Raw genomic sequence first — 26,480 nt, 5'->3', positions numbered from 1 at the left:
CGTAGCCGTCGAGCCAGGCCTTGTACGAACCGGTGCGGGCCGCCTCACCGGTGTCATTGGTGATGACACCGCTCGTCGCGGTCCAGGTGGTGTTCCCGGACTCGAAGCCCGCGTTGCCCAGCAACTGCGTCGAGGTGCAACTGCCGCCCCCGCCACTGGAACTGACGGTCCAGGTGAAGGACGCGGTACCGGTCGCCCCGGTGCTGTCGGTGACGGTCACGGTGGTGCTGTAGGTGCCCGCGGTCGTCGGGGTGCCGGTGATGGCGCCCGTGGTGCTGCTGATCGACAGGCCCGTCGGCAGTCCGGTCGCCGCGTACGTCAGCGAACCGCTGTTGGTGCTGCTGGCCGCGACCTGAAGGCTCACCGCCGTGCCGACGGTGGAGGACTGGCTGCCCGGGTTGGTGACCGTGACACCGCTGGTCGGCACGGTGATGTGGCTGCCGACGTTGATGCCGGCGAAGGCATTGCCGACTCCCGCGTACTGTGCGGACGTTGTGCCGTACAGCGCCCCGGCGGCGCTGAGCGCGGCGGTGCGGGCCCCGGCGTAGTTGGTGGTGGACGTCATGTACGTCGTCAGCGCCTTGTACCAGATCTGCAGGGCCGCGGCCCTGCCGATACCGGCGACGGCCACGCCGTCGGAGGTGGTGCTGGTGTAGGTGGTGCCGTTGATGACCTTGGTGCCGCTGCCCTCGGAGAGCAGGTAGAACATGTGGTTCGCCGGGCCCGAGGAGTAGTGGACGTCGAGGTTGCCGACTCCCGAGTACCAACTGTCCGCGCTGCCGCCGTCCTTGCTCGGCTTGTCCATGTAACGCAGCGGTGTGCCGTCGCCGTTGATGTCGATCTTCTCGCCGATGAGGTAGTCGCCCACATCGGTGGAGTTGTTGGCGTAGAACTCGACACCCGTGCCGAAGATGTCGGAGGTCGCCTCGTTCAACCCACCTGATTCACCGGTGTAGTTGAGGCCTGCCGTGTTCGACGTGACACCGTGGCTCATCTCGTGGCCGGCCACGTCCAGCGAGGTCAGCGCGTGCGTGGAGCCCGAGCCGTCGCCGTACGTCATGCAGAAGCAGCTGTCGTCCCAGAAGGCGTTGACGTACGCCGTGCTGTAGTGGACGCGCGAGTAGGCGGCGACGCCGTCGTTCTTGATGCCGCTGCGCCCGAAGGTGTTCTTGTAGAAGTCCCAGGTCGTCTGGGCGCCGTAGGCCGCGTCGGCGCCCGCGGTCTGGGTGTTGGAGCCCGCGCCGGTGCCCCAGACGTCGTCCGCGTCCGTCATCAGGGTGCCGGTGCCGGACGTGGCGTTGTTGAGGCTGTACGTCTTGTGACCGCCGCGCGTGGTGTCGTACAGCTGGTACGTCGAACCGGACAACGTGGTGCTCAGCGAGACCGCGCCGCTGTACTGGGTGTTGCCGGTGCCGGTCTCGATGCCCTGGAAGCGGGAGAGCTCCTTGCCGCTGGTGGCGTCGGTGATGACGTGCAGCTGGCTCGGGGTGCCGTCGTCCTGGAAGCCGCCGATCACCGTCTCCCAGGCGAGCTTCGGCGTGCCGTCGCCGGCCCAGATGACCTTCCGGGCGCTGTCGGTGCTCGGCGCCTTGGCGTCGAGGGCCTTCGCGGTGGTGAGCGCCTTGGTCTCGGCGGCCGACTTGGCGACGGACGCGGTGGTGGAGGGCACCGTGAGGGTGTGCTTGTTGTTGAAGGTCGCGCTCACCGTGCCGGTCGCCTGCGCGGCGGGCGGGGTGTGCACGACGAGGTCGCCGCCGAGGACGGGGAGACCGGCGTAGGTGCGCTCGTAGCGGGTGTGGACGGTGCCGTCGTTGTCCTTGACGACGTCCTTGACTACCAGCTTCTCCTTGGCGCCGAGGCCGAGGGTGCGGGCGGTCTTCGTGCTGTTCGCGGTGGCACTCTTCACCAGGGCGGTGCGCTGCGCCGGGGTGAGCTTGGCCTCCAAGCTGCCGGTGCGCACCGGGCTGGGGTGGGGGGACGCGGGCTTCGCGCTCGCCGGAACCGACTGGATGCCGACGGCGAGGAGCGCGGCGGTGGAGATCAGGGCTCCAACCGCGGTCCGCTTGCGGGGGATGCGTCTCACTCGTACTCCTCCTGCGACGGCCGCGGACGCGGCCGGTGACAGACCGGACAGCCGGGTCTGCTGTCCGGGAGAGCTGAGCTGTGCGGGGCCGACCGAACTTTGACCGATCCATGGAGGATCCGTGGGGTAACTGCGTGGAGGATGACAGCGTTGACCCGTCCATGTCACGCAGGGCTGGGGCACTCAAGGGTTTTCCCTCTGTCCCCCGGCCCAACTGGTGTCGCGGACCAGCCACTTGCGATCGCCGGAGGTGACGGGGGTTCTGGCCGGGTACGGTCCGATCATGCCGCGTCTGGTGGATGTTCCCGGGTACGCACGTTTCTGGACCGCCTCCGCGGTCTCGGCGTTCGGCTCCCAGGTGTCGGGGCTCGCCCTGCAGATCCTCACCGCCGTCACACTGAGCGCGTCCGCCACCGAGGTGGGTCTGGTCAACGCGGCCCGCTGGGCGCCCTACCTGCTCTTCGGCCTCGTGGCCGGGGTCCTGGTGGACCGTTGCCGGCGCAAGCCGATGATGGTGGCCATGGATCTCGGCCGGGCCGCTCTGCTCGGCGCGATTCCGCTGCTGTACGCACTGGACCGGCTCGACATCGCCACCCTGTGCGCGTGCGTCTTCGCCTTCGGGGTGCTCTGTCTCTTCTTCGACGCGGCCAACCACTCCTACGTGCCGCAGCTGGTCCCCGGGGAGCTCCTCAACGCGGGGTACGCCCGGGTGGGACAGGCCGACGCGGTGGCCGGATCGACCGGACCGCTGATCGCCGGCGTGCTGATCAAACTGCTGGGCGCACCGCTCGCCGTGCTCGTGGACGCGGCCAGTTATCTGGCCTCCGGTCTGCTGCTCACCTCGGTGCGCGCCCATGATCCGGTGCCCGACCGGGGGGCGCGGCGCGGTCTCCTCGGCGAACTGCGGGAGGGGGTGGCCTGGGTCTACCGTCACCGGACCCTGGCGTCGATCGCGCTGACCTCACACCTGATGCTCCTCTTCAACACCGTGGTCAGTACGGTCTTCGTCGTCTTCGCGCTGCGTGACCTGAGGATCGGGGACTTCGGTCTGGGGGTGGCCTACGCGTGCGCGGGGCTCGGCGGAGTGCTCGGCGGCGCGTTCTCTGGACGGGCGGCGAAGCGGTTCGACGTCGGTGCCACCCTGATCGCGGGCCGTCTCGTCGCCGCCGTCGGCTGGCTGCCGCTGGTCCTCGCCCACCGCGGGCCGTGGGCACTGGTCTCCGTATCGGCCGCCTTCTTTGTGGTGTCCGCGGCGATCTCGCTCGAAAGCCCGGTGGAGATGAGTTACCGCCAGGCGGTCACGCCCGACCGGCTGCGGGGCCGGACGAACGCCACGATCCGCTCGTTCAACTGGGGAATGGTGGCGATCGGGGCACCCCTGGGCGGGCTCCTCGCCGACCACGTCGGCTACCGGTTCGCCCTGTCCGTGGGTCTCACCGGAGCGATCCTCCAAGCACTCGCGCTCGCCGTGTCCCGCACCCGCGATGCCCGTGCCAGCGACGAACACGAACCGCTCGTGCCCGCCTGATGCCGGAACCGTCCGGGACCAGGGGCGACCGGCCCGCGCCCAGCACCGAAATGCGGCACGCGCGAACGCGGGGGATGCTGGGAGGGCCAACGCACGTCCGAAGGAGGACAGCCATGTCGTTCATGGAAAAGGTCAAGGGAATGCTCGGCCAGAACCCCGACAAGGCCAAGCAGGCCGTGGACAAGGCGGGCGACATGGTCGACGAGCGCACCGGCGGCAAGCACGCCAAGCAGGTCGACATGGCGCAGGACAAGGCCAAGGACTTCATCGACCGCGAGAAGCCCCAACAGCCCTGACCGCATCTGTCCGCGTATCGCCCTCGATGCGCCTCAAGTGGTCCATGAAAGTGGAGACTTCGTCAAGTACAGATGTGAAAGCGGTGCGCGGCCCGGCGCCGATTCGTACATACTCCCCCCACGGGAAGCCAGGACTCTGGGGGGAGTTGGCACATGCAAGGCACGATCGACGGGTTCCGCTACGGTGCGGTGACTCCGGTGGCGGCCTATCTGATGGCCTGCCTGGGAGGTGCTCTGGGACTGCGCTGCGTGGTGCGGTCCCTGCACAACGAACATTCCTGGAAGGCGGGTTGGCTCGCGCTGGGCGCGACATCCATCGGCACCGGCATCTGGACGATGCACTTCATCGCGATGATCGGCTTCCAGGTCGAGGAGACCCGCATCGGCTACGACGTCGGCCTCACAGTGCTGAGTCTGGCCGTGGCGATCGTCATGGTCGCCCTCGGGGTGTTCGCCGTGGGGTATCGCGGCGCCACCACCGGCACACTCTCCGCCGCGGGCGTGATCACCGGCCTCGGCGTAGCCGCGATGCACTATCTGGGCATGGCGGCCCTGCAGTTGAACGGCAGCATCGAGTACCGGACCAGCACGGTCGTACTCTCCATCGTGATCGCGATCGTCGCCGCGACGGCGGCCCTGTGGGCGGCCGTCTCCATCCGGGGCTTCCTCGCGAGTCTGGGCGCCAGCCTGGTGATGGGCGTGGCCGTGTCCGGGATGCACTACACGGCCATGGCCGCCGTGAGCGTCCATCTGCACGGCACCGGCGGGGCCTGGACGGGCGACTCGGCCACCTCGCTGCTGCTTCCCATGCTGCTGGGGCCGATCATCTTCCTGCTGCTGGCCGGGGTCGTCGTGATGTTCGACCCGCTGCTGGTGATGGGCGAGGGCACCTGGGACCGCTCCTTCGCCCGGCATCCCATCGACCCGAGAACCGCTGACAAGCACCCGGCACGGCAACCGGATTCGGCCTTCACCGCACGGGACGCCGGAACACCCGAGCGCGTGTCGACCAACAGCGGTCGCCACGGACCGAGTTCGACCACCGGCCGCCGCAGACCCCGATAGCGGCGCCTCAGTTGGGTGCGCCCGGCGGCACCCGGGGCGGCGGATCGAGCCGTACCGAGCCGGGGTCGGCGAGGAGGGCGCGGATCAACTCCCCTGCCTCACGGGCCTGTTCGTCGCCCTGGCAGCGCAGCTCCGTCGCGAGCCGCCGCACGGCGCCGCGCAACGACATGCGCACCGGCGTGTGCAGCGCGGTGTCGTCGAGCAGGGTCAGCAGCTGGTTCAGGAGGGTCCAGTCCGCCGCGTGCTGCACCGCGGCCCCGCCGGGCAGCTCCCCGGGCACGGGGTCGCTACGGCGCCAGGTCGCGTCCAGGAGCGCGTCGACGATGTCGGCGACACCGGGCATCCCGGGGTCGGCCGCGTGCTGCCAGGCCACCCGGTTGAGCCGGGCCGGATCCAGCAACTGCTGGGCCACCAGGGCGGTCGCGGCCCGTACGGCTTCGAAGGGGTCGAAGATCCGTCCGGCGCCCGTGTCGAGGTACTGCTCCGTCCGGCCGTAGCGGATCGCGGGCGGGGTGAGCGTGTCCAACACCGCGTGCGGCAGGGCGAGTTGTTCGGCGCGCAGCAGTTCGGCGAGTCGGGTCAGCGCCGTGTGCTGCGTGGCCGCGTCGACGGACTCCGCGCCCCGGCCTGCCTCACCCGCGAGGCCGTACGCGTAGCGCACCCCGCCCACCAGCCGGGCCACGGCCGCCGCCTCGTGCCGGTGCACCAGGTGCAACAGCGCGGCGCGTTCCTCCAGTTCACCGGTCTGCCGGTCGGGCGGCAGCACTCCTGGGGAGAACCCGTCGAGGGCGATACGGCGGACCCGCAGCATGGTCTCCAGTGACCGCAGGGCGTCCGCTCCGGTCACCCAGGGCACGGCGTCGGCGTGCGCGGCGTGCGGACCCTGCGCGTCCTCGTCGGAGATGTAGGTCAGACCGGCCTCGGCGGCTTCGCGGCGCAGTGCGGCGAGAGCGGTGTCCTCCTCGCCCTCGCCTTCGCCGAACCGTCCGTAGGCGTGCGCGACCAAGTAGTGGTCCCACGGCCCGAGTTCGGTGCCGTACGCGGCGGAGAGGTCGAGTTCGCCCTCCTCGGTGACGCGGATGCGGGCGTGCGGGTAGTCCATGACGGACGGTTCGGGGTGCCCCGTACCGGCGAAGTTGTGCATGAAGCCGAGTGCGTGGCCGATCTCGTGCGCGGCCAGCTGGCGCAGTCGGGCGAGCACCAACTCCTCGACGGTGGCGAGCCGTTCGGCCTCGTCAGGGTGGCCGTAGGGGGCGAGGAGTGCCTCGCCGAGCGCGCGGACCTGCTCGACGCGCTGGGAGCCGAGCCGTACCCGGGCGTGCAGGATCTCGCCGGTGCGCGGGTCGGTCAGCCCCTGCCCGAGGGACCAGCCACGGCCGGCCCGGTGCACCCAGACCACTCCGTTGACGCCGGGGTCGTAGGGGTCGAAGTCGGCGCCACCGGGCTCGACCCGGTAGGCGTCCGGGAGTCCGATCCGGGCGAAGGCCCGCTGCCACCAGTTGCCGCCCTCGACGACCGCCGAGCGGAAGGGCTCCGGGATGGCCGGATCGACCTGGAAGACGATCGGGTCGCCGCCGGGTTCCGCGCGGAAGCGGGGCTGGAACTTGACCTGGGTGCCCGCCCGGCCGACCAGGCCGTGATCGGCGTAGCCGATGCCGTAGCCGCCCGAGGCGGGGTGGTAGCGGCGGACGGGCAGCGGGGTCGCGGGCAGCCGCATCAGGTTGAGCTGCTGGACGACGGTGAGGGCTCGCGGGTCGGCGGCCACGGCCTGGACCGCCCGGCCCCGGCCGGGGCCCCGGAAGGTGAGGAGCGCGGGCAGCCGGACGGCGCGCGGGCCGGTGCGGCTGTCTGCGAGGAGCGGGAGGCTCGCGGACTCGTCGATCGTGTAGTCGCCCTGCTCGTGTGCGTGCAGATGCTCGGCGACCCGGTCGTGGTCGGCGACGACCAGGCCGGTCGCGTCGACGACCGCCGCCCCGTCCTCCTCCCGCAGCACGGGCCCGCTCCACACCACCGACAGCGCGAACGACTCGTCCCCGGCCCGTACGGCGGCCTCGTCGCCGGAGGTGAGGAAGTGCTTGTTGCGTACGGCGAACAGGACCCGGTCGCCGATCCGGCGGAACTCCGCGAGCCGCGCCTTGCCCGCCCTGCCCCGGTCCAGCCACAGGTCGCTGGAGCCCAGGCCCTGGGAGAGGGAGACGGTGACCAGGAAGGGTTCGTCGAAGTGGCGGATGCCCAACAGCAGCCGGTCCGACCGGAGTTCGGGGTCGGGGAGCACATCGATGAAGTCGGCTTCGCCGGGCATACGGGGGCCTTTCGGTTGAGCGTCGTCGAGTTGATGTTGCCAGGCCCCCGCCTCTCGCCCCGCCATGGCTCGTTGTTACGGTTCGCCGGTGTCTGAATCTTCACGCGATACCGCCGAAGGCGCCGGTTGGGGATCCCCGGAACGCGGCGCGTACCAGCAGCTCATGCCGTCCCATGTCGAGAAGGTCTCGTGGCTCGATCCGAGGACCCTGTGGGCCGCGCGCAACGGTGTGCTGGCCTCCTGGTTCGGGGACCCGACCGGCGACACCCGCAGCCGCTGGGTCGCGCAGCGCACGGCCGCCGGCGCCCCCGCCGACAAGGTGATCCGGCACGACGACGCGGACACCTTCTCCTTCATGGTCATCGGCGACACGGGCGAGGGCGACGATCCCCAATACGCCGTCGTGCCGGGCTTCCTGAAGGTCAGTCAGGGGACGGACTTCGCGGTCGTCACCAGCGATGTCATCTATCCCGTCGGCACCGCGGACGACTACGGCACGAAGTTCTTCCGTCCGTACCAGGACTATCCGGCACCCATCTACGCGATACCCGGCAACCACGACTGGTACGAGGGCCTCGGCGGCTTCATGCGCGTCTTCTGCGACGACGCGCCCGCGCTGCCTGCTCCGGAGTCGGGGCCGCGCCCGCTGACCCGGGCCTGGTGGCGCGCCCTGCTGTGGCACCACCCCCGCCCGACCGACGGCGAACACCTGGACAAGGAACGGGAGTTGCGCTCCTCCCCGCTCCAACAGGCGGTCCAGCCGGGCCCTTACTGGGCGATCGACGCGGGACCGGTGCGGATCATCGGTATCGACACCGGCCTGTTGGGCACGATCGACGCCGAACAGGGCGCCTGGCTGCGGGAGGTGGCGAAGGGGCCGACGCCGAAGATCCTCGTCACGGGATCGCCCCTGTACGTGGACGGCAAGTACGACCCCTGTGTCATCGAGGGCGGCGGCACGGTCGACGACATCGTCCGCGATCCGGACCACCACTTCGTGGCGGCGATCGGCGGCGACATCCACAACTACCAGCGCTATCCGGTGCGGTTGGACGACGGGCGCACGCTTCAGTACGTGGTCTCGGGCGGCGGCGGCGCGTTCATGCACGCGACCCACACCGTTCCGCGCGTCGATATCGGCAACGTCACCGAGCAGGACTTCCGCTGCTACCCCCTGCGCGGCGACTCCCTCGCCTTCTACAGCAGGCTGTACGGGCGCCGACTGCACCTGCGCCGCTTCTTCACCCTCACCGAGGCCGAGGCGTCGGCCGTGATCTGCGAGCGCCTCGGCATCCCGCCGACCCGCACCCCGGGCCCACCGGTCCGCGTCACCCGACGGATCCGGCTGGTCGCGAGTCTGCTGGGCGCCGGCGGCCGTCCCGACCGCACCTCGCGCTTCCGGCTCCCGGTGCGCAAGATCTACACGCAGCTCTTTTCGCCCAGCTCGGTGACGTACAGCCCGCCGTTCTTCAAGTGCTTCCTGCGGCTGGACGTCACCCCGGAGGCGGTCCGGCTGCGCTGCTTCGCGGCCACCGGCAACCGTGCCCAGGAGCTCGACCCGCCGGTCGAGGACGAGATCACCATCCCGCTGCGCTGATCACACGCCCGCAATGTTCACCTGTCACAATCGGGACAGAACAGAACTGACGTACGACCGCCGGAGGAGCCCGTGCCGCCCACCTCACGCCCGTTGCGGAAGCTGGGCTTCCTGACGATCGGCCTCTTCGACGAGGCCGATCCGCGCCGGGGCCACGAGTCGACGCTGGAGATCATCGAACTCGGCGAACGGCTCGGCTTCGACAGCGCCTGGCTGCGCCACCGCCATCTCCAGTACGGCATCTCCTCCCCCGTCGCGATCATGGCGGCGGCCTCGCAGCGCACCAGCCGCATCGAACTCGGCACGGCGGTGATCCCGCTGGGCTGGGAGAACCCGCTGCGGCTGGCGGAGGACCTGGCAACCGTCGACATCCTCTCCGGCGGCCGGATCAACCCGGGCGTCAGCGTCGGCCCGCCGATGCACTACGACCAGGTCAGGGAGGCGCTGTACCCGGACACGGCCGACGCCGAGGACTTCGGCTACGAGCGGGTGCGACGGCTCGTGGACTTCGTGCGCGGCAAGCCTGCCACCGACTTCAGCGGCGTCGAGGGCTTCGAGGTGTTCTCCGACCGGGTCCAGCCGCACTCCCCCGGTCTGGGCCGTCGCCTCTGGTACGGCGGCGGCAGCGCGGGCTCGGCGAAATGGGCCGGCGAGCACGGCATGAACTTCCTGACGAGCAGCGTCGTCAAGGCCGAAGGGCCGGACGAGTCAAGGGACTTCGCGGAGATCCAGCTCTCCCACATCCGTACGTTCCGCGCCCACCACCCGGACGGGGAGTCCGCCCGCGTCTCCCAGGGGCTGGTCGTGATCCCCACCGACTCCGCGTCGCCCGAACAGCGGTCGAAGTACGAGGAGTTCGCCCGCAGGCGCACTCCCCGTACGACGTCACCGCAGGGCCCGGCCCGACTGATGTTCGCGCCGGACATCGTCGGCACCTCGGAGGAGATCGCCGAACTCCTGGACGCGCACGCCGCGTTCAGGGAGATCGACGAGGTGGCGTTCGCGCTGCCGTTCACCTTCGAGCACGAGGACTACGTGCAGATCCTCACCGACATGGCGACCAAGCTCGGACCGGCGCTCGGCTGGCAGGCATCAGCCTGACCTCGGGCTCACCAGCGGCCCGGCTCGGTGCCGACGATCGGCTCGGACGGCTTGCCGTCGACGCCCACCGGAATGTCGCCGGTGAGCATTACCCGGTGCATGGTCCGGGGGAAGCCTAGGTGGGCGTTGTCGCTGGGGGCGAGGTGGATGGTGGCCCGGTTGTCCCAGAAGGCCACGCTGCCCGACTCCCAGCGGAACCGGACCGTGTACTCGGGCCTGGTCGCCTGGGCGAGCAGCAGCTCCAGGATCGCGGCGCTCTCCGCGCGGGAGATGTCGGTGATCTGCTCCAGGTAGTAGCCGTTGACGAACAGCACCCGCTCCCCCGTCTCGGGATGCACCCGTACCAGCGGGTGCACAGAGGCGACCTGGTGGTCCAGGAGGTGGCGGACGTACGCGTCGTCGCCGGGCCGCGGCTGGTAGCCGACGCCGAGCCGGTGCTCGGCCCGCAGCCCGTCCACGAACTCCCGTACCGGCTGGGACAGTCCGGCGTAGGCGGCGGCCAGGTTGGACCAGGTGGTGTCGCCGCCGTACGGCGGAACGGTCTCCGCGCGCAGGATCGTCGCGGCCGGCGGGTCGATACGGGCGCCGTGGTCGCAGTGCCAGCCGCGCAGCAGGGTGTGCCGACGGCGCTCCAGCCACTCGTCGTGCTCCATGCCGAACCTGCCGCCCAACTCCAGCCGGTCGGCGGTCGTTTCGACCTCGGGGAAGCCGGCCGGTGAGGCGCTGCCGCGACGGCCGAGCACGACCGGTTCGCCGAACCTGCGCGCGAACGCCACATGCCCGGCGTGGTCGAGCCGTTGGTCCCGGAAGAACACGACCTTCCAGCGCAGCACCGCCGCCCGGATCGCGGCCACCACGGCGTCGTCGAGTTCTCCGGCCAGATCGACGCCGGTGATCTCGGCCCCGATGTGCCCGGCGGCCGGCTTCACCTCCAGGCCGTCCACCCGCGCCGCCTCGTCCGTCGTCCCGCTGTCCGTCGTCATGCGCGCTCCGTCGTCGTACCTGCTCGGTCGGTCGTGCCTACCGGCTCGTACCCAGGTCGTACCGGGTTCAAGAAGATCGTGACAGCGATCACCGCACCGGGCGACAGGGCTCCCGGGCGCCCATACTGGCCGTACCGCACAGTCAAGGGAAGGTCGACCGTGATCAGCATCCCGACGCACACGCTCAACGACGGAACGCAGCTCCCCGCCATCGGCCTGGGCACCTGGCCGATGGACGACGCGACGGCCGAGGAGGCCGTCGACGGCGCGTTGCGCATGGGCTACCGCCTGGTGGACACGGCGACGAACTACCGCAACGAGACCGGCGTCGGCCGGGGCATCGCGCGCAGCGGTGTGCCGCGCGAGGAGATCGTCGTGACGACGAAGCTGCCGGGCCGCCACCACGGCCACGACGAGACCCTCGCGTCCTTCGAGGAGTCCCGGGCGCGGCTCGGCGTGGAGTACGTGGACCTGTATCTGATCCACTGGCCGCTGCCCCGCGTCGGCAAGTTCGTCGATTCCTGGAAGGCGATGATCGAGCTCCGCGAGGAGGGTCTCGTCCGGTCGATCGGCGTCTCCAACTTCACGCCCGGGCACATCGAGCGGCTGGAGAAGGAGACCGGGGTGCTGCCCTCCGTCAACCAGATCGAGCTGCATCCGCTGTTCGCGCAGGACGAACTGCGTGCTTTCGGCGCCGAGAAGGGCGTTCTCACCGAGAGCTGGAGTCCTCTCGGGCGCGGTTCCGAGCTGCTCAACGACCCGACTGTCGTGACGGTCGCGGAGGCCTTCGGTGTCACGCCGGCGCAGGTGGTGCTGCGCTGGCACACCCAGCTCGGGGCGGTCCCGATCCCCAAGTCGGCCGACCCGGAACGGCAGCGCGCCAACCTCGACATCTTCGGCTTCGAACTCGGCCCGGCCCAGCTGGCCGCCCTCTCCGACCACGCCCCGCAGCGGCTGGGCGCGGACCCGGAAACACACGAGGAATTCTGAGAGTTCCGGGGTGGAAGTTGCGTGTTTCCGCCCCCAACTCGCCTTCCCTGCCTCTATGTTCACGGCGGAGGCTCAAGATCTCACCGGAAGGTTCCCGTATGCGCACCGCGTTCCGTACCGCCGTGACCGGAGCGGTGGCCACCGCCGCCCTGCTGGCCGGTGGCACCGCCCAGGCGACCCCCGCCGGGCCCGGCGTCACCGCCAAGCTGATCAGCCAGACCACGATCGGCGACACCGACTACACGGTGCGCGAGATCACCATTCCGCCCGGTCAGGCCACCGGCTGGCACTACCACGACGGCCCCCTGTACGGAATCGTCAAGCAGGGCACGCTCAGCCACTTCGACTCCAGCTGCGCCTCCGACGGCGTCTACCGCAAGGGCAGCACCATCCAGGAGCCGGCCGGCGCGGGCAACGTGCACATCGGCCGCAACCTGGGGAAGACGCCTCTCGTCCTCGACGTGCTGTACGTCCTGCCGCACGGATCCCCGTTCTCGGAGGACGCGCCGAACCCCGGCTGCCCCTTCGAGTGAGCTGTCCGGTCAGTCGGGCGGCAGCGGCTGCTCCGCCCAGATCGTCTTGCCGCTGCCGGTCTGTCTGCTGCCCCACCGCTGGGTGAGCTGGGCGACGAGGAGAAGTCCGCGTCCGCCCTCGTCGAATGCGTGGGCGCGGCGCAGATGCGGTGAGGTCGAACTGCCGTCGGAGACCTCGCAGATGAGGGCGCGGTCGCGGATCAGGCGTAGCTGGATGGGCGGTTGGCCGTAGCGGATGGCGTTGGTGACCAGTTCGCTGACGACGAGTTCGGTGACGAAGGCCTCCTCCTCCAGTCCCCAGGCGGCGAGTTGGTCGGTGGCGGCCTGCCGGGCGCCGGCCACGCGGGCGGGGTCCGGTTCGATGTCCCAGGTGGCGACCCGGTCGCCGCCCAGCGCGCGGGTGCGCGCCAGCAACAGGGCCACGTCGTCGCTCGGTTCCTCCGGCATCACGGCCTTCAGCACCGAGTCGCAGAGCGCGTCCAGGGACTCGGCGGACGCGGTGAGCGCGCGGCACAGTTCGGCGGTGGCGTGGTCGACGTCGCGGTCCCGGTCCTCGATCAGACCGTCCGTGTAGAGGGCGACGACTGCGCCCTCGGGGAGCTCCAACTCGACCGCCTCGAAAGGGAGTCCGCCGACTCCGAGCGGCGGTCCCGCGGTCATGGGGACGAGGCTCGCGGTCCCGTCGGGCAGGACGAGGGCCGGCGGCGGGTGTCCGGCGGCGGCCATGGTGAGGCGGCGCGAGACGGGGTCGTAGACGGCGTAGAGGCAGGTCGCGCCGAGTTCCGCGACCTCGTCGCCGGTGTCGTCGGTCGCGAGGTGGGTGACCAGGTCGTCGAGGTGGGTGAGGAGTTCGTCGGGCGGCAGGTCCACATCGGCGAGTGTGCGGACGGCCGTGCAGAGGCGGCCCATGGTCGCCGAGGACGCGATGCCGTGTCCGACGACGTCGCCGACGACGAGGGCGACCCGGCTGCCGGACAGCGGGATCACGTCGAACCAGTCGCCGCCGATGCCGGCGAGCGAACCGGAGGGCCGGTAGCGGTGCGCCACCTCGACCGCGGCCTGGCCCGGTAGGCCTCTGGGCAGCAGGGTGTGCTGCAACGCCAGTGCGGTGCTGCGTTCGCGGGCGAAGCGGCGGGCGTTGTCGATGCAGACGGCGGCCCGGCTGGCCAGCTCCTCGGCGAGTACGGCGTCGTCCTCCGCGTAGTCGTCCGGGTGTGCCATGCGGACGGCCACCGCGACGCCGAGGGTGGTGCCGCGTGCCCGCAACGGCACCGCGATCATCGAGTGGACGCCCTCGCGGTGCGAACGGCCTTCGGGAGAGCGGGCGTTGCGGTCCTCCACCCAGCGGACGAAGTCGGGTTCGCCGGCCTGGCCGCGCACCGCCCGTCCCTCGCGCAGGGCCCGCACGGGTGGTGAGGAGAGCGGGTAGACGTCCGCCTGCCCGAGGTGCACGGCGGCGTCCGGCGCGCCCTCGGTCACGGAACCGTGGGCGACGCGGCGCAGCACGATCTCGTCGTCCGGGGCCTGCGGCGGTTCGTCGGCGCCGAGCACCCACGGCAGCAGGTCGACGCTGGCGAAGTCGGCGTAGCGGGGCACCAGCAGCTCCACCAGTTCCTCGGCGGTGCGCACCACGTCGAGGGTGGTGCCGATGCAGGTCGCCGCCTCGTTCAGCAGGGCCAGCCGCTGCCGGGCGAGATACTGCTCGGTGCTGTCGAACGCCGCGAGGGCGACCGCCGTCAGCTCACCGGAGGGGTCCCTGAGCGGCCACATCTCGATGCTCCAGGCGTGCTCCCGGTTCAGGGCGGGGGCGCCCGCCCAGCTGTCGTAGCGGACCGGTCTGCCCGTCTCGACCACCTGGCGCAGATTGTGGAGGAAGCCCCGGCTGTGTTCGGCGTCCTCGACGCTCTCCGGGAAGAACCGGCCGATCAGCACGTCCTCCGGGACTCCCATCACGCGGCAGGCGACGTCGTTGACGCGGAGATAGCGCTGCCCGGTGTCGAAGACGGAGAGTGACATCGACGCCTGCTCGAAGGCCTGCTCGGCGAGGGTGGGGCCGGCTGCGGGGGATTCGGCGGTGAGGACGTATCCGTCCGGTGCGCCGTCCGCGCCGAGCACCGCGCAGGCCCGCACGGTAAGCGCGAGCGGGGAGCCGTCCCGGTGCCGCAGGACCACCGGGCCGGCCAGTGCGGCCACGGACGTGGCGGCGGGGGGTTCGGCGAGCAGTGCCGCCACCGACCGGCCCACGGCCTCCTCGGCCGGGTATCCCGTCAGTGTGCGGGCACCCTCGCTCCACCCCGTCACGATGCCCCGGGCATCGATGACCGCCGCGGCGGAGGCCTGCTCCATATCGTCCAGGATGGTCCCTGTACCGCGCCGCATCAACCGCGATACGGCATTTGCGGCCCCTGTATCACTTCCGGTGGGCGCGAAGCGCGGCGAGGGCGCGGTCGGCGTGGGTGTTCATCCGGAGTTCGCTGGAGACGACCTCCAGGATGGTGCGGTCCTCGCCGATGACGAAGGTGGCCCGCTTGGTGGGTGCCAACGAGAACCCGCGCTTCACCCCGAACCGCTCCCGGATCGCTCCGTCGACGTCCGAGAGGAGGGGCATGCCGAGGGTGTTCTTCCCGGCGAACTCCTTCTGCTTGTCGACCGTGTCACCGCTGATGCCGACGGGCCGGGCACCGACGGCCGCGAACTCGGCCGCCAGATCACGGAAGTGGCAGGCCTCCGCGGTGCAGCCGGCGGACAGGGCGGCCGGGTAGAAGAAGAGCACCACGGGCCCCTCTGCGAGCAGTTCCGTGAGGCTGCGTTCCGCGCCGGTCTCGTCCGGCAGCGTGAAGTCCTCGACCTTGTCGCCGACGTTCAGGCGATCACTCATGACTGTTCCTCCCCATTGTTCTTCGCGACACTACGGGCCCACAGCACGAGGGGTATCTGCAGGGGCAGCCGTCCGAGGGCCGCCGCCTTCTGCGGGGCCGGGCGGTCCCGCCAGTCCAGCGCCATCTGCACATTGGCGGGGAACACGCCCACGAAGAACGCCGCCGCGGCCAGTGCGGCCGTACGCCGGGTGCGCGGCGCCGCGATCCCGGCGGCCAGCGCCAGTTCGACGGCACCGCTCGCGTACGTCCAGGCCCGGGGCGACCCCGGCAGCGCGCGCGGGATCGTCGCGTCGAACTGTTTCGGCGAGGCGAAATGGGCGACTCCCGCGGTCGCCAGCAGACCGGCGAGCAGCAGCGACGAGCGTTCGGACCGTGGCACGGTTCCTCCTCTGATGGCCTGCCGCGCGATATTACTCGACGGTAGGCGGCACCCATTGACGGGCCCTTACCCTTTCGGTCTGACCTTTGATATGTTTCGCAGCCGGAACCGGAGAAGGGTCCGTGCATGGACTTCGAACTGACCGAGGACCAGGAAACGATCCGCAAGTCCGTCGCCGGACTGCTGCGCGACTTCGACGACCAGTACTGGATGGAGAAGGACCAGGCGCACGAGTTCCCGACGGAGTTCTACGAGACCCTCGCGGGCGGCGGCTGGCTCGGGATCACGATCCCGGAGGAGTACGGCGGCCACGGCCTCGGCATCACCGAGGCCAGCCTGCTGCTGGAGGAGGTGGCGCGGTCGGGCGGCGGCATGAACGCGGCCAGCGCCATCCATCTGTCCATCTTCGGCATGCATCCGGTGGTGGTGCACGGCTCCGAGGAGCTGAAGCGGCGGACACTCCCGCGTATCGCCAACGGCGATCTGCACGTCTGTTTCGGCGTCACCGAACCGGGCGCGGGACTCGACACCGCGAGCATCACGACATACGCGCGACGGGACGGCGACCACTACGTCACGAGCGGCCGCAAGGTGTGGATCTCCAAGGCGATGGAGTCGGAGAAGATCCTTCTCCTGACCCGCACCAGCAAGGCCGACGAGGTCGCCAAGAAGACCGACGGGATGACGCTGTTCCTGACGGACATCGACCGCGACCGGATCGACATCCGCCCCATCCCGAAGATGGGCCGCAACGCCGTCACCTCGAACGAACTCTTCATCGACGACCTGCGCATCCCCGTCGAGGACCGCGTCGGCGAGGAGGGCCAGGGCTTCCGCTACCTCCTCGACGGCCTCAACCCGGAGCGCATGCTGATCGCGGCCGAGGCCCTGGGCATCGGCCGGGCCTCGCTCGACAAGGCGGTGCGGTACGCCAAGGAGCGGGTCGTCTTCGGCCGCCCGATCGGCATGAACCAGGGCATCCAGTTCCCGCTCGCGGACTCCCTGGCCCACCTCGACGCCGCCGAACTCGTGCTGCGCAAGGCGACATGGCTGTACGACAACGGGCGGCCCTGCGGGCGGGAGGCGAACACCGCCAAGTACCTGTGCGCCGACGCCGGGTTCACGGCCGCCGACCGCGCCCTGCAGACCCACGGCGGCATGGGCTACTCCGAGGAGTACGGCGTGTCCCGCTACTTCCGCGAGGCCCGCCTCATGCGGATCGCACCGATCAGTCAGGAAATGATCCTGAACTACCTGGGATCGCACACGCTGGGACTCCCAAGGAGCTACTGAATGACCGACAGCACAGGGCTGTTCGACCTCACGGGCCGGTCGGCGCTGGTCACCGGTGCCGGGGGCGGCATCGGTTCCGCGGTCGCCGAGGCGCTCGCGCGCGCGGGTGCCGCGGTGCTGGTGACCGACGTCGACGAGTCGGCCGCGGCGGCCGTCGCCGGGAAGATCAACGCGGCGGGCCTGACTGCGGACAGCGCCGCCCTCGACGTACGGGACCGGGCCGCAGCCGATACGGCGGCGGCACGCGCGGCGGCGCTCGCCGACGGGACGCTGCACATCCTGGTCAACAACGCCGGGGTCATCGCCCCGGCCATGTTCGACAAGCTGGAGGAGGAGGCGTTCCGGCGGGTCCTCGACATCCATGTGATGGGTACCTTCCACTGTGCGCAGGCAGCGCTGCCGTTCCTGCCCGACGACGGGAAGGGCCGGATCATCAACGTCACCTCGTCGGCGGGCCTGGTCGGCACGCTCGGGCAGGTCAACTACTCGGCCGCGAAGGCCGGGATCATCGGGCTGACCAAGTCCCTGGCCCGCGAACTGGCCCGACGGCGCGTGCTGGTCAACGCGCTCGCCCCGCTGGCGGCCACGCCCATGACGGAGACCATCCGCACCAACGAGAAGTTCGCGGCCCAGATGCTGGCGCGGATCCCGCTGGGCCGGTGGGCCGAGCCGGCCGAGATCGCGGGCAGTTTCGTGTTCCTCGCCTCGGACGCGGCCTCCTTCATCACCGGGCAGGTGCTGCCGGTGGACGGCGGCATGGTGATGTGACGGGCGGTCCGGTGATGTGACAGGGGGCGCGCGTGCTGTGTTGAATGGTTCAGCCAAAGAGGCCGAAGAGCGCGGCTTTCGACGAGAGGCCTGAACCTGTGCAGAGCGCCGAGCACCCTTCTTCCCGCACCGTCCGGGGGCGCGCCGCGGCCGGTGAGCCCCGGCCGCGCTTCGACACGCTCACGGTTCCCAAGGCCTCCGACGTGCTGGCGGCGGAGGTGCGCGAGCGGATCCTCTCCGGTGAGTTCACGGAGGGCATGGCGCTGCCGCCGGAACGGCAGCTGGTCGAGCAGACGGGGCTGAGCCGGGCGACGGTGCGCGAGGCGCTGCGGGTCCTGGAGGTCGAACGGCTCCTGGAGATCCGGCCGGGACGCGGGGGCGGCGCCTTCGTGCACCGGCCGGGCCGTGAATCGCTCGCGAACACCGTGCGATTGGTGATCCGGGGGCAGCGGATCCGGCTGGAGGACCTGCACGAGACCCGGGAGGCGATCGAACCGGCGTGCGCGGCGCTGGCGGCCAGGCGCCGCACGGACGCCGACCTCGCGGAGCTGGACGACGCCCACACGGAGCTTGTCGCGGCGGGCGCGGACATCCAACGGTTCCTGCGCGCCAACGTCCGCTGGCACAACGCCGTGGCGAGGGCCGGCGAGAACGAGCTTCTCATCGGTTTCATGAGCGCTCTCTCGCAGTCGATCCACGCGGCCACCGACATCGAGCAGTTCATGGACGCTGACATCCGCAAGCTCACCGCCCGCGCGCACGACCGGATCACCGAGGCGATCCGGGACCGCGACAGCGAGGCGGCGATGCGCCGTATGACCCGCCATGTGTGCGGCTTCGCCCGGGCGGCGGCCGAGGTGGACCGCCGGGACGGCGTGGAGCTGGCCGATCCCGAGAACTGAACCCATCGAGGATGAGAATGTGATTCTCTTCTTCATGCAACACCATTGACAGTTTCGGTCTGACCTTTAATACCATCGCGGTATGAGCAAGGTGAGTTCCGTGCTGACCGTGGCCGCCGACGGAGACGTCCGCATCGTCACCCTGAACCGCCCCGACCGGTTGAACGGCGTGTCCGAGGAGCTGCACCGACGGCTGTCGGAGGTGTGGCGCGAACTCGCTGACGACACCAAGGCCCGGGCCGTCGTCCTCACCGGCGCGGGACGGGCGTTCAGCGCGGGCGGCGACTTCGACCATCTCCTACGGCACCACACGGACCCGGAGCTGCGGGAGCGGTCCATCCGTATCGACCGCACCATCCAGACCGAGATGATCCGCTTCCCGCTGCCGGTGATCGCCGCCGTCAACGGCCCTGCGGTGGGCCTGGGTTGCAGCCTCGCCCTGGCCTGCGATCTCGTACTGGTCGCAGAGGACGCCTACTTCGCGGACCCGCATGTGTCGGTCGGCCTGGTGGCAGGCGACGGCGGAGTCACCCTGTGGCCGCTGCTCACCAGCCTGCTGCGGGTGAAGGAGTACCTCTTCACCGGTGACCGCATCCCGGCTGCCAAGGCGGTCGAGTTCGGCCTCGCCAACCGCACGGTCCCGCCCGACGACCTGATGCGCGAGGCGCTCGCCCTGGCCCACCGGCTCGCGGCCCAGCCCGCCGAAGCCCTCCGCGCCACCAAGCTGGCCCTCGCCGCCGTCGTCGAGCAGGTCTCGCGCGGCGGCATGGAGGCGGCCCTGATGGCCGAGCGGGCCACGATGACCAACCCGGACCACATCCGCATCATCACCGACCTCGCGGCCCGCGCCGAGCGGCGCGCGAACCCCCCTGAGGAGCGCTGAACATGGAGCGCGAGGAGTTCGTCCTCGTCCGCGACATGGTGCGCTCACTCGCACCCCGCTACGGCTTGACCTCGGCGGACGAGGTGAAGCCGGCCACCCGCTCGGCCGCCCAACAGGCCCTGCACGACATGGGTTTGAGAGATCTACGGCGTTCCTCTCCCCCGGCGGCGACCACCCAGGAGTGCGCACTGCTCGCGGAGGAACACGGCCGCCACCCGCTCACGACGTCCCTGCTCGGTACGGTCCTGCTCGCTCCGGAGCTGCTCCGGCTGCTCGGCGACGACACCTCGCGGGGAACCCCCACCGTCGCGCTCACCCGCGAACTCCGCTTCCCCGGGCAGGCGTTGGCAGATCTCGTCGCCTGGGACTGCGAGGGAGCCGACAGCGCGCTCTGCGTCACCACCGACGGGACCGTCTCCCGGGTCGAGTTGGGCCCGGCGGCACCGAGCACGGACCTGCTGCGTACGATCCGCGCCGTCCCCGCCGACACGCCCGTGGAGACCATCGGCCGTCTCACAGCACCGGACCGACTCCGTTGGCAGGCCTACGCACTCGTCCTCGTGACCGCCGAACTCGTCGGCGCTGCGGGCTCGTTCGTGGAGCAGGCGGTGCAATACGCCCGCGTCCGCCGCCAGTACGGGCAGGCGATCGGCTCCTTCCAGGCCGTGCAGCATCTCCTCGCGGACGCGACGGTCCTGGTGGAGGCGGGCACCAGTGTCACGCGCTACGCGGCCTGGTGTCTCGACAACGAACCGCCGGAGCGGGCCCTGACGGCCGCCCGCATCGCCAAGGCGGAGGTCAACTCCGCGGCGCTGGAGGCGGTGTACGCGGGGATGCAGGTCTTCGGCGGTATCGCCCAGACGTGGGAGCACATCGCGCACCTGTATCTGCGCAAGGTGCGTCTGGGCACGACGCTGCTCGCCACGACGGACGACCTGCTCCCCGCGCTGGCCGCACCGGAGGTGCCGCGATGACCGACACCCCGCTGGACTTCGGCGACCCGGCCGACCTGGACCGGCTGCGCCGCGAGTTCCGTGCCTGGCTGGCCCAACACCCGCTCCCCGAACGGGAGTCGGGCGAACCGGTACCGGTCTTCCTGCACCGCTGGCACCGGCTGCTGCACTCGGGCAGCTGGGTCGGCCTCGACGTCCCGGAGCGCTACGGCGGCCGGGGCCTGACCGCGCTGCACCAGGTCGCGATCAGCGACGAACTCGGCGCCTGCCGGGCCCCGGGCGTCCCCCGGATCGGCTATCTCGCCCACGCGCTGCTGGAGTTCGGCTCGGAGGAGCAGCGACTGCGGTTCCTGCCACGGATGTTGGCCGGTGACGAGGTGTGGTGCCAGGGCTTCAGCGAACCGGGAGCCGGCTCGGACCTGGCGGGCATGAGCACCTTCGCCGAACGGCACGACGGCCACTACACGGTGCGTGGCCAGAAGCTGTGGACCAGTTACGCCCAGTACTCCGGCCTGTGCCTGCTGCTGGCCCGCACCGACCGTTCGGCACCGGCCCACAAGTCGATCTCGGCGTTCGCCCTGCCCCTGGACCGCCCCGGCGTGACGGTACGGCCGCTGCGCGCGGCCAACGGCGACGACGAGTTCTGCGAGCTGTTCCTGGACGACGTCCGCATCGAGGAGTCCGAGCGCGTCGGCGCCGAGGGCGTCGGCTGGGCGCTGGCGATGACGACGGTGTCGTACGAGCGCAACGCCCTCGACACCGGGCACATCTCGAAGTACGGGCTGCTCGTCGAGCGGCTGCGGCGACACGCGGCCGAGCGGGGTGGCGACCTTCCCGACGGGCTGCTGTCCCGGATCGGCCGGTGTGTCGTGGACTACGAGGTCCTCGTGGCGCACGCCCGCCGCCGCACCGCCGAACGCCTCGCCGGACAGGTCGCCGGTCCCGAGTCGTCCGTGGACAAGCTGTTGATGACGAGGACCGAACAGCGGCTCTACGACACGGCACTTGAGGTGTTCCCGTCCGAACTGGCCGGTGAGGGCGGTGAGTTGTTCGGCGACTACCTCTACTCCCGTGCGGCCTCCGTCTACGGCGGCACCTCCCAGATCCAGCGGAACATCATCGCCAAGCGGATCCTGCATCTCCCCTCGAACGGCTAGCCCTGGAGCCAACTGATGCGCTACGACGACGAATTCCTGAGCATCCCCCACGTCATCAGGCTGGCGGCCGACCGCTTCGGGGACGCCACGGCACTCATCGACGGAGACCGCCGGTGGACGTTCCATGAGCTGGCGGAGCAGATGGTCGACACGGTCCGCGCCACCATCGCGCTCGGAATCAAGCCCGGGGACCGGGTCGGGCTGTGCGCCCCGAACTCGGCCGAGTGGATCTTCGCCGCGCTGGGCATCCACGGCGCCGGGGGCGTACTCGTGCCGCTGAACACCCGGTTCAAGGAGCGGGAGATCTCGTACATCCTGCGGAAGTCGGAGGCGGCCGCCGTGTTCGCCTCGCCCTTCCTGGGCAACGACTACATCGGCGAACTGCGGAAGGCCGATCCGGAACTGCCGGCCCTGCACAAGACGGTGTCGGTTCTCGGTCCGCAGGGGGCGGCCGAGCTGGCGTGGAGCGACTTTCTCGGTGCGGGAGAGGGCGTTTCGGCCTCCTCCGCCCATGAGTCGATCGACCGATTGACGCCGGACGACGTGTCCGACGTGATGTTCACGTCCGGCACGACGGGCCACCCGAAGGGCGTGATGCTCACGCACGGCCAGTCCCTGCGCGCCTACGGGTGGATGGCCGAGGAGTACACGTTCCGGGAGTCCGACACCTTCCTGGTGATCCCGCCGTTCTTCCACTGCTTCGGGTACAAAGCGGGGTGGCTGGCCTCCCTGATGCACGGGGTGACCGTCATTCCCATGGCCGTCTTCGACGCCGGGCAAGCACTGGACCTCATCGCACGGGAGCGGGTGAGCATCCTGCTCGGGCCGCCGACGATCTTCCACGACCTGGTCCATCACCCGGCCCGTGCCACGCACGACCTGACCTCGCTGCGGGTCTCCATGACGGGCGGTACGACGATTCCGGAATCGCTGATCCGCGCCATGAAAACGGAGTTGTCGTTCGACATCGTGATGAGCGCCTACGGCCTCACCGAGTCCACGGCGCTGGTGACCACGACCCGGGTCGGGGACTCGGAGGAGACTGTCGCCCACACCACGGGGAGCGCCATTCCCGGTGTCCAGGTCCGGATCGTCGCCGACGACGGTCTGGACGTCCCGATCGGGCTCGACGGCGAGATCCTCGTGCGCGGCTACAACGTGACCCGCGGCTACTGGGACGATCCCGACGCCACCGCTGCGACGATCGACGCCGAGGGCTGGCTGCACACCGGGGACATCGGACGGCTCGACGACGACGGCAATCTCTCCATCGTCGACCGCAAGAAGGAGATGTACATCGTGGGCGGCTTCAACGCCTATCCGGCGGAGATAGAGAAGCTGCTTCTCGGCTGTGAGAGCGTCCAGCAGGTCGCCGTGATCGGCGTTCCCGACGAACGCCTCGGCGAGGTCGGCTGCGCCTTCGTGGTCGCGTCTCCGGAACAAGCCCCGTCCGAGACCGACGTCATCGCCTGGGCCCGGGAACACATGGCCAACTTCAAGGTGCCCCGACACATCCGCTTCGTCGGCCAACTCCCGCGCAACGCAAGCCAGAAGGTACTGAAGGACGAACTCCGTGCCACTTTCACGGCCGTGGGCTGAGATGACGACAACGACCGGGCCACTGGCAGGAATCACCGTGGTGGCGTTGGAGCAGGCGATCTCCGCTCCCATGTGCACCCGCACGCTCGGCGACTTCGGCGCCCGCGTGATCAAAGTGGAGAACCCCCGGGGCGGAGACTTCGCCCGGCACTACGACGACGTGGTCAAGGGACTCGGGGCGCACTTCGTCTGGGTCAACCGGGGCAAGGAGTCGGTGGCCCTGGACCTGAAGACTCCCGGCGGCATGGGCGTCCTGCACCGCCTGCTGGAGCGCGCCGACGTCCTCGTCTCCAACCTCACACCCGGCACCACGGCCAAACTCGGCATCTCCCCCGACGACTTGACAACCCGTCACCCCGAACTGATCGCCGTCGAGATCGACGGCTACGGCCCCGGCGGCCCCCTCTCCCACAAGCGGGCCTACGACCTCCTCGTGCAGGCCGAGTCGGGCGCCTGCTCGGTGACCGGGCACCCGGGAGCACCGGCCAAACCCGGCCCGCCGATGGCCGACGTGTGCAGCGGCCTGTACGCCGCGCTGTCGGTCGTCGCGCTGCTCTGCGGCAGGGAACGCGGGATGGGACCGGCGGCCTCGTCCGTCGCGGTGAGCCTGTTCGACACGATGACGGAGCTGATGGGCTATCCGCTCACGTACACCCGCCACTCCGGTGTCGAGCAGCAGCCGCTCGGTCTGAGTTCGCCCGCCGTGGCACCGTACGGCGCGCATCGCACCGCCGACGGCCACACCGTGATCCTCGGGACGACGAACGACCGCGAATGGCAGCGCCTGGCAAGGGAGTTGCTCGACCGTCCCGACCTCGCGGACGACGCGCGCTTCCGGAGCAACGCGGGACGGGTGGAACACCGCGCCCTGCTGGAACCGGAGATCAGCGCCTGGTGCGCACGGCACGAGCTCGCCTACGTACAGGATCGCGCGGACGCGGCCGGGATCGGCAACTCCCGCTACAACACGACCAGTGATGTCATCGCCCACCCGCATCTCCAGGCGCGGAACCGGTGGCGTGAGATCGACACGCCGTCCGGTCCGGTGCCGGCGCTGCTGCCGCCCCCGGTCATCGCCGGGTACGACCCGCCGATGGGCGCGATTCCCGCCCTCGGCCAGCACACCGACGCCGTACTCACCGAACTCGGCCTCACGGACGAGGAGATCACCGTTCTCCGGGCACAGGGAGCGGTGCGATGAGCGGGCCGCCGGTGCTTCTGACGAGCGACGCCGACGGTGTTCGCACGCTCACCCTGAACCGGCCGGAGCGCAAGAACGCGATCGACGCCGAGCTGTGGGACGCCCTGCGATCGTCGCTCACCGCAGCGAGCGACGATCGTTCGGTGCGTGCACTGGTGCTGACCGGTGCCGGTGGTGCGTTCTGTTCCGGGGCCGACATCAGCAAGGGTGTCAGCGGCGAGCATCCGCTGTACCGGATGCGGACCTTGAGCGAGGTCACGCTGCTCCTGCACGAGTTGCCGATCCCCACGATCGCCAAGGTGCACGGCGTGGCGGTCGGCGCCGGCTGGAACCTCGCCCTGGGCTGCGACTTCGTCGTGGCCACCCCGGAAAGCACGTTCTCGCAGATCTTCGCGCGCCGCGCCCTGTCCCTGGACTGCGGCGGCTCGTGGCTGTTGCCGAAGCTGGTGGGGTTGCAACAGGCGAAACGGCTCGTGCTCCTGGCCGAGACGATCGACGCCGAGGAGGCCCGCGCGCTGAACCTGGTGACCTGGGTCGTGGACGCCGACAAGATCGACGCCTTCGTGGACGACCTGGCCGCCCGGCTGGTCGCCGGGGCCCCGGTCGCTCTCGCGCAGAACAAGGCGCTCCTCAACGAGAACGCCGATCGCACTCTGCGCGAGGCCCTTGCCGGTGAGGCTCGGGCACAGGCCATGAACTTCGCCACGGCCGACGTCCCTGAGGCGTACGCCGCGTTCACGGAGCGGCGTGCGCCGCACTACACCGGCCGCTGGGCGGTGCCGCGGACCGCGGCGCCGAAAGGGAGCAACGGAGGACAGGACACGTGATGCGTGAGGCAGTGGTGGTGGAGGCGGTCCGCACCGCCGTCGGCAAACGGAACGGCGGACTGGCAGCCGTGCACGCGGCCGACCTCTCCGCCGTCGTCCTCCAAGCCCTCGTCGACCGCACGGGCCTGGATCCCGAGGTCGTGGACGACGTGGTGTGGGGTTGCGTGGGCCAGCTCGGCGACCAGTCGAGCAACATCGGCCGCTACGCGGTGCTGGCCGCGGGCTGGCCCGAGACCATCCCGGGGACCACGGTGAACCGAGCCTGCGGATCGAGCCAGCAGGCCCTGGACTTCGCCGCCCAGGCGGTCATGTCCGGCCAGCAGAACGTCGTGGTGGCGGGCGGCGTCGAGGTGATGAGCCGGGTGCCGCTCGGTGCCTCGCGGGCCGGTGGGATGCCGTACGGTCCCCAGGTCCTCGCCCGTTACGAGGACTTCTCCTTCAACCAGGGTGTCTCGGCCGAGCTGATCGCGCGGAAGTGGGGACTGGGCCGGGGTGTCCTCGACGAGTTCGCCGCGCTGTCGCACGAGCGGGCGGCGACCGCGCAGGACGGCGGGGCGTTCGACGCGCAGATCGTGCCGGTGACCGCCGACACGGGCACGGACACGGTGACCGTGGACGAAGGCATACGGCGAGGTACCAGCAGCGCCACTCTCGCGAAGTTGAAACCGTCCTTCCAGGAGGACGGGGTGATCCACGCGGGCAACTCCTCCCAGATCTCCGACGGTGCGGCGGCCCTGCTGGTGACTACCCCGGAGAAGGCCCGTGAACTGGGGCTGACGCCGATCGCGCGCTACCGGGCGGGCGTGGTCACCGGTTCCGATCCGGTCCTGATGCTGACCGGGCCGATCCCGGCGACCGAGAAGGTCCTGCGCAAGGCCGGAGTGGCACTCTCCGAAGTGGGCGTCTTCGAGGTCAACGAGGCCTTCGCGCCGATCCCGCTGGCCTGGCTGGCCGAGACCGGGGCCGACCCGGCGCTGCTCAATCCGCTCGGGGGCGCCATCGCGCTCGGGCATCCGCTCGGCGCGTCGGGTGCCGTCCTGATGACGCGCATGCTCCACCACATGCGGGACCACGGGATCCGCTACGGCCTGCAGACCATGTGCGAGGGCGGCGGCACCGCCAACGCCACCGTCGTCGAACTCGCTTCCTGACAGGGGATGT

The 26,480-nt window shown here is 70.5% G+C and carries 23 protein-coding genes; 17 read left to right on the top strand and 6 right to left on the bottom strand.

Annotation, left to right across the window (positions count from 1 at the left end; translation table 11 throughout):
* The coding region (locus OC490_RS36155; RefSeq protein WP_262062277.1) for a M4 family metallopeptidase at window positions 1–2,083 on the bottom strand (2,083 nt) is incomplete at its 3' end.
* 283 nt (window positions 2,084–2,366) lie between these two features.
* On the opposite strand from OC490_RS36155, the gene OC490_RS36150 reads away from it, so the two are divergent.
* The 3 genes from OC490_RS36150 (at window position 2,367) to OC490_RS36140 (ending at window position 4,972) form a co-directional block, all read left to right on the top strand.
* Window positions 2,367–3,611: an MFS transporter gene (locus OC490_RS36150; protein ID WP_262062276.1), complete on the top strand. Its 1,245-nt coding sequence runs from the start codon at window positions 2,367–2,369 to the stop codon at window positions 3,609–3,611.
* A 113-nt stretch (window positions 3,612–3,724) separates the two neighbouring features.
* Window positions 3,725–3,907 (top strand): antitoxin, encoded by a 183-nt coding sequence (locus OC490_RS36145; protein WP_262062275.1) that lies wholly within the window; start codon window positions 3,725–3,727, stop codon window positions 3,905–3,907.
* 153 nt (window positions 3,908–4,060) lie between these two features.
* Window positions 4,061–4,972, top strand: a complete 912-nt coding sequence (locus OC490_RS36140; protein ID WP_262062274.1) for an MHYT domain-containing protein — start codon at window positions 4,061–4,063, stop codon at window positions 4,970–4,972.
* Between the two features lie 7 nt (window positions 4,973–4,979).
* Here the strand turns inward: OC490_RS36140 and OC490_RS36135 are convergent, their stop codons facing one another.
* Complete coding sequence (locus tag OC490_RS36135; RefSeq protein WP_262062273.1) at window positions 4,980–7,274, bottom strand: zinc-dependent metalloprotease; 2,295 nt, start codon at window positions 7,272–7,274, stop codon at window positions 4,980–4,982.
* An 88-nt stretch (window positions 7,275–7,362) separates the two neighbouring features.
* On the opposite strand from OC490_RS36135, the gene OC490_RS36130 reads away from it, so the two are divergent.
* On the top strand, window positions 7,363–8,871 hold the full coding sequence (locus OC490_RS36130) for a metallophosphoesterase family protein (protein ID WP_262062272.1): 1,509 nt from the start codon (window positions 7,363–7,365) through the stop codon (window positions 8,869–8,871).
* Between the two features lie 72 nt (window positions 8,872–8,943).
* Window positions 8,944–9,972 carry an LLM class flavin-dependent oxidoreductase gene (locus OC490_RS36125; protein WP_262062271.1) on the top strand — a complete coding sequence of 343 codons (1,029 nt, stop codon included), beginning with the start codon at window positions 8,944–8,946 and terminating at the stop codon, window positions 9,970–9,972.
* Between the two features lie 8 nt (window positions 9,973–9,980).
* Here the strand turns inward: OC490_RS36125 and OC490_RS36120 are convergent, their stop codons facing one another.
* Window positions 9,981–10,955, bottom strand: a complete 975-nt coding sequence (locus OC490_RS36120) for a TauD/TfdA dioxygenase family protein (protein WP_262062270.1) — start codon at window positions 10,953–10,955, stop codon at window positions 9,981–9,983.
* A gap of 159 nt (window positions 10,956–11,114) precedes the next feature.
* Between OC490_RS36120 and OC490_RS36115 the strand changes: the two genes are divergently transcribed.
* Window positions 11,115–11,945, top strand: coding sequence for an aldo/keto reductase (locus OC490_RS36115; protein ID WP_262062269.1), 831 nt, complete (start codon window positions 11,115–11,117; stop codon window positions 11,943–11,945).
* 98 nt (window positions 11,946–12,043) lie between these two features.
* Entirely contained in the window at window positions 12,044–12,478 is a 435-nt protein-coding gene (locus OC490_RS36110) for a cupin domain-containing protein (RefSeq protein ID WP_262062268.1), read from the top strand.
* A 9-nt stretch (window positions 12,479–12,487) separates the two neighbouring features.
* Here the strand turns inward: OC490_RS36110 and OC490_RS36105 are convergent, their stop codons facing one another.
* The 3 genes from OC490_RS36105 to OC490_RS36095 all read right to left on the bottom strand — a co-directional run bounded on the left by OC490_RS36105 (window position 12,488) and on the right by OC490_RS36095 (window position 15,736).
* Complete coding sequence (locus OC490_RS36105; protein ID WP_262062267.1) at window positions 12,488–14,824, bottom strand: SpoIIE family protein phosphatase; 2,337 nt, start codon at window positions 14,822–14,824, stop codon at window positions 12,488–12,490.
* Between the two features lie 64 nt (window positions 14,825–14,888).
* Window positions 14,889–15,356: a peroxiredoxin gene (locus OC490_RS36100; RefSeq protein WP_315986723.1), complete on the bottom strand. Its 468-nt coding sequence runs from the start codon at window positions 15,354–15,356 to the stop codon at window positions 14,889–14,891.
* Entirely contained in the window at window positions 15,353–15,736 is a 384-nt protein-coding gene (locus OC490_RS36095; protein WP_262062266.1) for a DoxX family protein, read from the bottom strand. Before OC490_RS36095 ends, OC490_RS36100 begins: the two co-directional genes overlap by 4 nt.
* 126 nt (window positions 15,737–15,862) lie before the next feature.
* On the opposite strand from OC490_RS36095, the gene OC490_RS36090 reads away from it, so the two are divergent.
* The 10 genes from OC490_RS36090 to OC490_RS36045 all read left to right on the top strand — a co-directional run bounded on the left by OC490_RS36090 (window position 15,863) and on the right by OC490_RS36045 (window position 26,470).
* The gene (locus OC490_RS36090; RefSeq protein ID WP_262062265.1) at window positions 15,863–17,029 is read left to right on the top strand and encodes an acyl-CoA dehydrogenase family protein; all 1,167 of its coding nucleotides are present in this window, start codon (window positions 15,863–15,865) and stop codon (window positions 17,027–17,029) included.
* On the top strand, window positions 17,030–17,797 hold the full coding sequence (locus tag OC490_RS36085) for an SDR family NAD(P)-dependent oxidoreductase (protein WP_262062264.1): 768 nt from the start codon (window positions 17,030–17,032) through the stop codon (window positions 17,795–17,797).
* A 98-nt stretch (window positions 17,798–17,895) separates the two neighbouring features.
* A complete protein-coding gene (locus OC490_RS36080) occupies window positions 17,896–18,699 on the top strand; it encodes a FadR/GntR family transcriptional regulator (RefSeq protein ID WP_262062263.1) in 804 nt (267 codons plus the stop codon).
* An 82-nt stretch (window positions 18,700–18,781) separates the two neighbouring features.
* Window positions 18,782–19,582: an enoyl-CoA hydratase/isomerase family protein gene (locus tag OC490_RS36075; RefSeq protein WP_262062262.1), complete on the top strand. Its 801-nt coding sequence runs from the start codon at window positions 18,782–18,784 to the stop codon at window positions 19,580–19,582.
* Window positions 19,583–19,584: 2 nt separating this feature from the next.
* Window positions 19,585–20,556, top strand: a complete 972-nt coding sequence (locus tag OC490_RS36070) for an acyl-CoA dehydrogenase family protein (protein ID WP_262062261.1) — start codon at window positions 19,585–19,587, stop codon at window positions 20,554–20,556.
* Window positions 20,553–21,692, top strand: coding sequence for an acyl-CoA dehydrogenase family protein (locus tag OC490_RS36065; RefSeq protein ID WP_262062260.1), 1,140 nt, complete (start codon window positions 20,553–20,555; stop codon window positions 21,690–21,692). The genes OC490_RS36070 and OC490_RS36065 overlap by 4 nt, the downstream gene beginning before the upstream one ends.
* A 15-nt stretch (window positions 21,693–21,707) precedes the next feature.
* Window positions 21,708–23,291: a FadD3 family acyl-CoA ligase gene (locus OC490_RS36060; RefSeq protein ID WP_262062259.1), complete on the top strand. Its 1,584-nt coding sequence runs from the start codon at window positions 21,708–21,710 to the stop codon at window positions 23,289–23,291.
* Between the two features lies 1 nt (window position 23,292).
* A complete protein-coding gene (locus OC490_RS36055) occupies window positions 23,293–24,492 on the top strand; it encodes a CaiB/BaiF CoA transferase family protein (RefSeq protein WP_262062258.1) in 1,200 nt (399 codons plus the stop codon).
* The gene (locus OC490_RS36050; protein ID WP_262062257.1) at window positions 24,489–25,319 is read left to right on the top strand and encodes an enoyl-CoA hydratase/isomerase family protein; all 831 of its coding nucleotides are present in this window, start codon (window positions 24,489–24,491) and stop codon (window positions 25,317–25,319) included. Before OC490_RS36055 ends, OC490_RS36050 begins: the two co-directional genes overlap by 4 nt.
* Window positions 25,319–26,470: a thiolase family protein gene (locus OC490_RS36045; protein ID WP_262062256.1), complete on the top strand. Its 1,152-nt coding sequence runs from the start codon at window positions 25,319–25,321 to the stop codon at window positions 26,468–26,470. The genes OC490_RS36050 and OC490_RS36045 overlap by 1 nt, the downstream gene beginning before the upstream one ends.
* Window positions 26,471–26,480: the final 10 nt, after the last annotated feature.

The organism is Streptomyces sp. STR69, from assembly GCF_024519455.1.
In the GTDB taxonomy this organism is placed as follows: domain Bacteria; phylum Actinomycetota; class Actinomycetes; order Streptomycetales; family Streptomycetaceae; genus Streptomyces.
Note: the sequence above shows the minus strand (reverse complement) of the source record. Positions and strands in the feature narration are given on the sequence as shown.

Coding starts and splice junctions, on each gene's coding strand:
- OC490_RS36075 (WP_262062262.1), top strand. CDS start 18,782: ATGAGCAAGGTGAGTTCCGTGCTGACCGTGGCCGCCGACGGAGACGTC.
- OC490_RS36085 (WP_262062264.1), top strand. CDS start 17,030: ATGACCGACAGCACAGGGCTGTTCGACCTCACGGGCCGGTCGGCGCTG.
- OC490_RS36120 (WP_262062270.1), bottom strand. CDS start 10,955: ATGACGACGGACAGCGGGACGACGGACGAGGCGGCGCGGGTGGACGGC.
- OC490_RS36070 (WP_262062261.1), top strand. CDS start 19,585: ATGGAGCGCGAGGAGTTCGTCCTCGTCCGCGACATGGTGCGCTCACTC.
- OC490_RS36090 (WP_262062265.1), top strand. CDS start 15,863: ATGGACTTCGAACTGACCGAGGACCAGGAAACGATCCGCAAGTCCGTC.
- OC490_RS36100 (WP_315986723.1), bottom strand. CDS start 15,356: ATGAGTGATCGCCTGAACGTCGGCGACAAGGTCGAGGACTTCACGCTG.
- OC490_RS36135 (WP_262062273.1), bottom strand. CDS start 7,274: ATGCCCGGCGAAGCCGACTTCATCGATGTGCTCCCCGACCCCGAACTC.
- OC490_RS36055 (WP_262062258.1), top strand. CDS start 23,293: ATGACGACAACGACCGGGCCACTGGCAGGAATCACCGTGGTGGCGTTG.
- OC490_RS36145 (WP_262062275.1), top strand. CDS start 3,725: ATGTCGTTCATGGAAAAGGTCAAGGGAATGCTCGGCCAGAACCCCGAC.
- OC490_RS36050 (WP_262062257.1), top strand. CDS start 24,489: ATGAGCGGGCCGCCGGTGCTTCTGACGAGCGACGCCGACGGTGTTCGC.
- OC490_RS36065 (WP_262062260.1), top strand. CDS start 20,553: ATGACCGACACCCCGCTGGACTTCGGCGACCCGGCCGACCTGGACCGG.
- OC490_RS36110 (WP_262062268.1), top strand. CDS start 12,044: ATGCGCACCGCGTTCCGTACCGCCGTGACCGGAGCGGTGGCCACCGCC.
- OC490_RS36140 (WP_262062274.1), top strand. CDS start 4,061: ATGCAAGGCACGATCGACGGGTTCCGCTACGGTGCGGTGACTCCGGTG.
- OC490_RS36060 (WP_262062259.1), top strand. CDS start 21,708: ATGCGCTACGACGACGAATTCCTGAGCATCCCCCACGTCATCAGGCTG.
- OC490_RS36045 (WP_262062256.1), top strand. CDS start 25,319: ATGCGTGAGGCAGTGGTGGTGGAGGCGGTCCGCACCGCCGTCGGCAAA.
- OC490_RS36150 (WP_262062276.1), top strand. CDS start 2,367: ATGCCGCGTCTGGTGGATGTTCCCGGGTACGCACGTTTCTGGACCGCC.
- OC490_RS36105 (WP_262062267.1), bottom strand. CDS start 14,824: ATGGAGCAGGCCTCCGCCGCGGCGGTCATCGATGCCCGGGGCATCGTG.